Annotated in this window: 8 protein-coding genes; 1 reads left to right on the forward strand and 7 read right to left on the reverse strand. The window is 51.9% G+C overall.

The features are described 5' to 3' along the window. The 7 genes from uxuA to NWQ23_RS01205 all read right to left on the reverse strand — a co-directional run. Positions 1–1,202 (reverse strand): mannonate dehydratase (uxuA, locus tag NWQ23_RS01175; protein ID WP_306164401.1); only part of this gene is annotated, 1,202 nt, incomplete at its 3' end. Positions 1,203–1,216: 14 nt separating this feature from the next. Beyond that, positions 1,217–2,116 (reverse strand): sugar kinase, encoded by a 900-nt coding sequence (locus tag NWQ23_RS01180; protein WP_306164402.1) that lies wholly within the window; start codon positions 2,114–2,116, stop codon positions 1,217–1,219. A 5-nt stretch (positions 2,117–2,121) separates the two neighbouring features. Next, positions 2,122–2,433 carry a cupin domain-containing protein gene (locus tag NWQ23_RS01185; protein ID WP_306164403.1) on the reverse strand — a complete coding sequence of 104 codons (312 nt, stop codon included), beginning with the start codon at positions 2,431–2,433 and terminating at the stop codon, positions 2,122–2,124. 17 nt (positions 2,434–2,450) lie between these two features. Further along, complete coding sequence (locus NWQ23_RS01190) at positions 2,451–3,194, reverse strand: SDR family NAD(P)-dependent oxidoreductase (protein WP_306164404.1); 744 nt, start codon at positions 3,192–3,194, stop codon at positions 2,451–2,453. A gap of 60 nt (positions 3,195–3,254) precedes the next feature. Next, positions 3,255–4,565 (reverse strand): TRAP transporter large permease, encoded by a 1,311-nt coding sequence (locus NWQ23_RS01195; protein WP_306164405.1) that lies wholly within the window; start codon positions 4,563–4,565, stop codon positions 3,255–3,257. Beyond that, complete coding sequence (locus NWQ23_RS01200) at positions 4,562–5,056, reverse strand: TRAP transporter small permease (protein WP_306164406.1); 495 nt, start codon at positions 5,054–5,056, stop codon at positions 4,562–4,564. The genes NWQ23_RS01195 and NWQ23_RS01200 overlap by 4 nt, the downstream gene beginning before the upstream one ends. Positions 5,057–5,153: 97 nt before the next feature. Next, complete coding sequence (locus tag NWQ23_RS01205; RefSeq protein ID WP_306164407.1) at positions 5,154–6,041, reverse strand: TRAP transporter substrate-binding protein; 888 nt, start codon at positions 6,039–6,041, stop codon at positions 5,154–5,156. 416 nt (positions 6,042–6,457) lie between these two features. On the opposite strand from NWQ23_RS01205, the gene NWQ23_RS01210 reads away from it, so the two are divergent. Beyond that, positions 6,458–7,159 carry a GntR family transcriptional regulator gene (locus tag NWQ23_RS01210; protein WP_306164408.1) on the forward strand — a complete coding sequence of 234 codons (702 nt, stop codon included), beginning with the start codon at positions 6,458–6,460 and terminating at the stop codon, positions 7,157–7,159. Positions 7,160–7,331: the final 172 nt, after the last annotated feature.

The following is a 7,331-nucleotide window of genomic DNA, read 5'->3' on the forward strand; positions in this document are numbered from 1 at the left end:
GCAATGGAGCTCAAAGTTGCCATAACGCCGCGTAGTTCTGCCAAGCCGCGCATCCGGCCAATCAACGGATACCCCGGCTGCACAGGGCGATCATGGTCACTGAGCAATGCATGACCATGGTCAGGTCGCATCGGGATTTCATGATCCAAGCGTCCGTCGTTTCGTCTACGCTGCTCTTCAGCGAGAAGGGCGCGAATTGTTGCAACCATGTCGACATCACCTGCCAGGTGCTCTGCTTCGGTAAAGCTAGGCGTGTTGTCACCCATCGGGCTTGTACGGACGACGTTCCTTAGATGTGCAAAGTGAATTTTGTCGCCGCAGCTTTTGATGAATTTGACGGGATCAAAATCATGGGCGACGCCTAAGGAGCCTGTGCAAAACGTCACGCCATTTGCTGAGCTGTCGACGGCTTTTAGAACCTTCGTGTAATCATCAACCGACGACATCACACGTGGCAGACCAAGCAGTGGAAAGGGCGGGTCATCAGGGTGGCAGCATAGACGAACACCAAGTGCTTCTGCTGTTGGTACAACCTCGGATAGAAAATCGACGAGATGAGATCTTAGTGTTTCTGGCGTCATGCCTGCGTAAGCATCCAGCTGATACCGCACATCGTCCAATGACCAACTATCATTGGCGCCCGGCAAGCCTGCAACGATGTTTTGCGATAACGCGGACCGTTCACCATCGTTCATAGTCGAAAAGATGGCTTTGGCCTTGTCACTGACAGCAGCCGCATAGTCATCCTTTGCATCATGCCTTTCGAGAATGAAGCAGTCGAAAACAGCAAAGTCGACAAGATCGAACCGCATTGCGTTTCCGCCATTCAGTAAAGGATACCGCAGGTCGGTTCGCGTCCAGTCCAATACCGGCATGAAGTTGTAGCAGACGGTTTTGATGCCCTGTGATGCCAAATTACGAAGACTGACTTTGTAGGCATCAATGTGGTCTTTTACTGCACCCTTTTGCAACTTGATCGCTTCCGAAACGGGGACGCTTTCGACGACATCCCAAGTAAAGCCAGATGGCACCCCATCAGGGACTTCAATCTGCTTCTGACGCAACGCGATATCTGCAACTGACCAAGCTTGCCCGACCGGAATATGATGCAACGCCGAGACAATACCGATCGCACCAGTCTGTTTGATTTCAGCTATCGAAATTGCATCAGTGGGTCCGAACCAGCGCCATGTCTGCTTCATATCGGTACCGCTCCTTAACTGGGTTCAACAGGGACAAGTGCGCCCTTGTGGCGGACGACGTGACCAGCCAACCGACACCCCGTTGATATGCCCTTTGCCATATCACCATGCCTCATGATTTCTGCGAGTACACCTGCGTTGAAGCTATCCCCCGCTGCGGTTGTATCGACGATATCAGTTGCTGGATCGACCTCAATCTCACCGCGTTTGTGCCCCTGCAGGAACTTTACAGGTTCCGCACTGTTTTTGACAACGACTTGCCGTGCGCCTACTTTTTCATATCGCTCTAGTGTCTCAAGAGAGTTGCGATCCCCAAACCAAGCGGCTTCGTCTTCAAACGAAGGCAGCACAAGATCAGATTTAGACGCGGCCGTCATGACCGTCGTTTTCATCTCTTCGGCGCTTGCCCAAAGTCTTGGTCTGAGATTTGTATCAAAGGCGATAGTTTTTCCCTCAGCACGGGCCTTGTTCAGAGCTTTGAATAGGGTTTCGCGCGACCGTGGATCGAGAATGGCGAGCGTAATGCCTGAGTAATAAATGAGATCTGCATCTTGCATTGCTTGATTAAGCAAAGCCGGGTTGGCAGCAAGCGCGCGTGCCGCCGAACTATCGCGCCAGTATGAGAAACTACGTTCTCCGTTATTGAGATGTATCAGATAAAGTCCAACTGTTTTGCCGGCGATGACCTGTACATGGGCGTCGTTGATCTGACTTTTACGCATGAATGCACGCATATTCTGAGATATCGCATCATCGCCAACGGCCGTCAGATAACTCACGTCAATATCTGGCGCGACACGCGCCAGATACCATGCTGTGTTGAACGTATCGCCTGCAAATCCTAGCTTAAATTCGTCTGGCTGCCCCAAAGGGGCAAGCTCTGCCATACATTCACCGATCGCCAGAAACCGCATCGACGCTACAAAAAGTCGTCGCGGCGCGGGGTGAAAGTATCCACAAGTTTGCCCGGCACCAAGCAAACGCAGCCATGGTTCTGGCCGGAAGGGATCACAAAGCTGTCGCCGGGCCCAAATTCCTGAACGTCGTCACCAAGGGTAAAGCGGAACCTGCCACTTTCGACATATGTCGACTGCACGTGCGGATGATCATGCAAGGCACCAACTGCGCCTGAAGCAGCAAATCGAAACGCAACGACCATCAGATCAGGATGATTTGACAGCACTTGGCGGGTTACATTTTCGCCGGTGGGAACGATTGGGAATTGGGACATGCTTACATTCCTTCCACTTATGAAAACAGCATGCCACCGTTCAGATCAACATTTGTGCCCGTAACAAATGCACTGTCATCGCACGCGAGGAACAACACAAGATTTGCGGCGTCATCAACATGACCCTGACGTTTCAGCGGCGCGTTGGCTTCAAACCCGCGACGGCCTGCATCCGGTGTATGGATATTGTGAAAATCTGTGTCGATCATACCGGGGCAAAGCGCGTTAACCCGAATTTCGGGACCTAGTTCTTTGGCCAAACCACGTGTCATGGTCATCACTGCACCTTTGGCCGTCGCATAAGCAACTGCACCCGGACCGCCACCGTCACGCCCGGCTTGGCTCGCCAGATTGACGATTGCACCAGATTTCATCTGCGCAAGACAGGCTTGGGTCATCATGAATATGCTGGTAACATTCAGGCTCATGACGGCGTCCCAATGCTCAACCGGCATTTCCGCGATTGTTTTGCGCGCAATCAGACCGCCTGCATTGTTTACCAAAACATCGACGCTCCCAAAGGTATCGACTGTTTTGGCCACCAGTGCGTCGACGTCTGCCTTCTTGTTTAAATCACCTTGCATCGCGAATGCTTTGCCGCCTGCGGCCTCAATCGCGGCAACCGTTTTGTCGGCGCCTTCAGAGCTTGAGAAATAGTTGATCGCAACACAGGCCCCTTCGGACGCAAGTTTGATTGCAACTGCACTGCCGATATCACGGCCGCCTCCGGTGACGATTGCGGTTTTGCCTGCAAGTTTCATAGTGATCCTTTCTTTCGCGAAATGATGATTTCACTGGTGTTGGGTGCCTCAGAGGCGTGTTTATTGGAATGCTCCCGGCATAACTGTTTTGGGGAGCCAGAGAATAATTTCAGGGAATGCAGCCAGTAAAATCAGGATGACCAACATTGGCGCAAGGATGAAGACGACCTCGCGGAGGACCTGCACAACATTGAGCCCGCCTATCGCCGCCGAGATCAGCAGACAGAGCCCATAAGGCGGCGTGACCAGCCCGAACGCCAGCGACACAATACCAATGATCGCAAAGGCTATCGGATCAACCCCGCCAGCTTGTGCAACGGGCATCAAGACAGTGCCAAGGATGATGATGGTCGGGATCGCATCGATGAAAAGGCCGAAGATCAGAAACAACGCTGCAATCAAAAGAGCAGTTCCGAAGGCCCCGAACTCCCACGCGGTCAGAACGCTAACAATCAGGCGCGGTGCATTGTAGAATGACAAGAGCCAGCCAAATGCAGATGCTGTACCAATCGCAAAAAGCGAAATCGCGGCAAAGCGTGCAGTGTCATACAATATATCGCCTAAGTCTCTTACCGTGACCGTTTTGTAGACAAACATTCCAAGAATGAGCGCGTAGCCTGCAGCGATGATGGCACTTTCTGTCGGCGTCACCAGTCCACCCACGATGCCACCAATAACGAATACTGGGGTCAGAAGCGCAAGTGCTGCACCTTTCCACGCGGCCCAGAACTCTCCCCAATTGGGGGATGCTGTCACTGGATAATTGCGCGCTTTGGCAAAACCATAAACAGTCGCCATCAAAGCAAGACCAATCATCAAGCCGGGGATAGCCCCGCCCAAGAACAGCGCACCAACAGAAACCTGCATGACGCCACCCCAAACGATCATTAAGATCGACGGGGGAATGATGACACCCATAACTGACGAACAGGCCGTAATGGCGACGGCAAAGCGGGTGTCGTAGCCTTCTTTTTGCATTGCGGGGATAAGGATTTTACCAATGCCTGCCGCATCAGCCGTGGATGATCCTGAGATACCTGCAAACAGCATCGAAACCGCCACATTCACATGGCCCAGCCCACCTGGCATCCAGCCGGTCAGTACGCGTGCCAATTCGATCAAACGGTCTGTGACCTTGCCTGAATTCATAAGGTTTGCGGCCAACAGAAAGAACGGTACCGCCAGCAGGATAAATGAGTTGTAGGATTGGAACATGCGGTCCAACACGATGAACGGTGTAAGCCGCAGCTCTAGCAAGACAACCGGAATGGTCGACAGGCCCAAAGCAAAAGCAACAGGGATGCGTATGAAGATCAGGAACATGAATCCTGCGATCAGCATCGTCGCGGCTGTACCGGTATCAAGGATCATGATTGCATCCCATTCCGGCTACGGAATTGTGCCACGGTTTCAAACAGCCGGTACCCTGAAAAGAGCAACCAAAGTCCGCCCGCAATAGGCACAGAGATATGTGTGATCATCAGGTTGGCACGCATCATGACTGATCGTTGCTTCCCGCCAAATTCTGCGTATTCGATACCGTAAATCAGGAACAACGCACCAAAGATCATGATTGCCACGTGCACGATGCCGTCTTGCAAGAGGCGCATAAAAGGGGTCATTGCATCGCGTGTAACGCGTACATCAAAGTGTGTACCATCCCAAACGGCGACGACGGACCCGACCATAACGATCCAGATAAACAAAAATGTCGCGAGTTCTTCGGTCCATAAAAATGTTGGGATCAGCCCAGTGTAGCGAGAGATCACCTGCATCGCGACTGGAATGGCCAAGGCACCCATCAGTGCACCCAGCAGAAAGCGAAGCCCTTTGCAGAACGTTTCGAGATAGTTTCCAAACATGACCCGCCATACTCCGCAGTGGGATACGGACAAGCCGTATCAATATTAAGTGTCAACGGGCGAAGGAGAAAACAAACTCCGCCCGCTGACTGGGAGATCACATTCCGCGCACGTTCTCGAGAAGAGCCGTCGCGCCCAACTCGGCAGCATAGGCATCTTGCACAGGGCCAACCAACTCAAGCATTTGCTCACGGCCATCGAATGCATGGATAACAACCTGCCCGGCTGCTTCCATCTCTGCGAGGATTTCACCGTCAGCGCCAGATTCCAACGCACGACCAAACGCACCAGCCTCTGCACCAGCCGCCATGATGGCGGCCTGAAGGTCAGCGTCTAGCGCGTCAAAGATTTTTGCAGAGAACACGATCGGGCGCACAGTAATTGTGTGCTGTGTCAGCGAAATATGCGGGGCTACTTCATAGAACTTTAGGTTCTGGATGGATGCTGCTTCGTTCTCAAAGCCAGCGATGACGCCCGTCTGGATCGCATTGTACACTTCGTTGTAGGCGATTGCGGCGGGTGCCGCACCAACGGCATCAAAGGTCTGTGCCTGAATAGGGGCACCCATCACACGCATGCGGTGACCGGCAAGTTCTTCCATGCTTGTGATTGGCTCAGCGGACACAAGGTTACGCACACCCCCGCCATGGTAGCCAACGATCACAATACCCGCAGCTTCGCGCAGGTCAGCTTCAAGCGGGGCAAATGCATCAGAAGACAAAACAGCATCCCAGTGTTCCAGATCGCGGAACAAGAACGGCATATCCATCAGCGGGATTGATTCAGAAAAGACGGCCATATTGGAGGGGGCAAGGATTGTGTAATCAACTGCAACACCTTGGTTCAGGTATGTCACATAGTCGGATTCAACACCCAACTCACCATTCAGGCGCAAATCAAAGCTGACGTCGCCGTCATAATTTTCCGCAACCAGTCGCTCAAATTCGCGCATTGTTTTGGTAAAGGCATGGTCTTCATCAAACATGCTCGCGCCGCGCAAAGTGACGTCTGCAAATGCAGTCGTCGCGCTGCTTAGTAGGACTGCGGTCACAGCCATGGTCTTAAGTGAATAATTGAACATTGTATCCTCCCAGATCAGGTTCAAGTCGTGTTTAGCCCGACCCAAGTTGGCCGGAATGCGTTTTAAAGACTTCGCAGACCACGTTGCCAGTTAGCAACTATCCAATCGCGGATGTGTCCTGCGTTTCCTCCCAGCAAGCGCGGCAGTTACACCTTCGCTCATAAGACCACTCAACACGTAAACTGGGTTACTAGTCAACACTATTATTTCTACAAAATCATGCTTTACTCATCTTATCCTTTGTAAATGTGGATTTTTTTGTCTTCTAGTATCCAACTTTGTACTATTATTCTAAAGTTATCTCTGCCACAGTAAGCTAAGTGAAGGATGAAAAAATCAACATGACAGCACTCGAAACTCTTGAACGTAAGACAAGTAGTGATGTCGTATTTGACGCGTTGTTTGGACGAATCACGCGTTTGGAACTTCTTCCTGGCACAAAAATTTCAGAGACGGATGTTGCAAAGTCTTTTGGCTATTCACGCCAGCCCGTCCGAGAAGCGTTCACACGCTTGGCCAATCTGAACCTTCTCTTGGTGCGGCCACAGCGGGCGACTGTAGTGCGTCCCTTTTCGCGTCAGCTTATCGCGAATGCGCGTTTTTTGCGGGCGGCTGTCGAACTAGAAGTGATCCGTGCGGCAGCAAGTGATCGTGACACCTCAATCGATTCGGCGTTGAAGGCAAACCTGCGTGAACAAGCTGAAGCGATAGCGGCGGGTGATGCAGCTCTATTTCATGATCTGGACTATGAGTTTCACAAACTTCTCTGCGCATCCGCCAAGCAAGCTTTTGCGTTCGAAATCATTGCTGACAATAAAGCACAGGTAGACCGCCTTTGCATGCTAGCGCTCACCAGCGGAGAAGCGATGGACGTGCTGTATGATGATCATAGAAAAATGCTGGATGCTTTATTTAGTGGTGATGGGGCTTTAGCCGATGAGGTGCTGCGCAAGCACCTCGACCGCCTAACACCCACAATTGACGCAATCTACACCACCCACAATGCGTATTTTGACGAATAGACTGATGACATCGCAATGCGAGCCATTCACCCGTCGATTGCAAATTAGTGCAGAAAGCTGGCCTCCATCAGCGACCTGAGCTGATGGGATGATCTGCTAACCGGTGAATCGTTGTCATCGGGCAAGCAATCATCCACATTCAACTTCGGTAGGATGTTTGCTTTTTCTCGCA

This window comes from Yoonia sp., from assembly GCF_030731595.1.
Lineage (GTDB): Bacteria > Pseudomonadota > Alphaproteobacteria > Rhodobacterales > Rhodobacteraceae > Yoonia.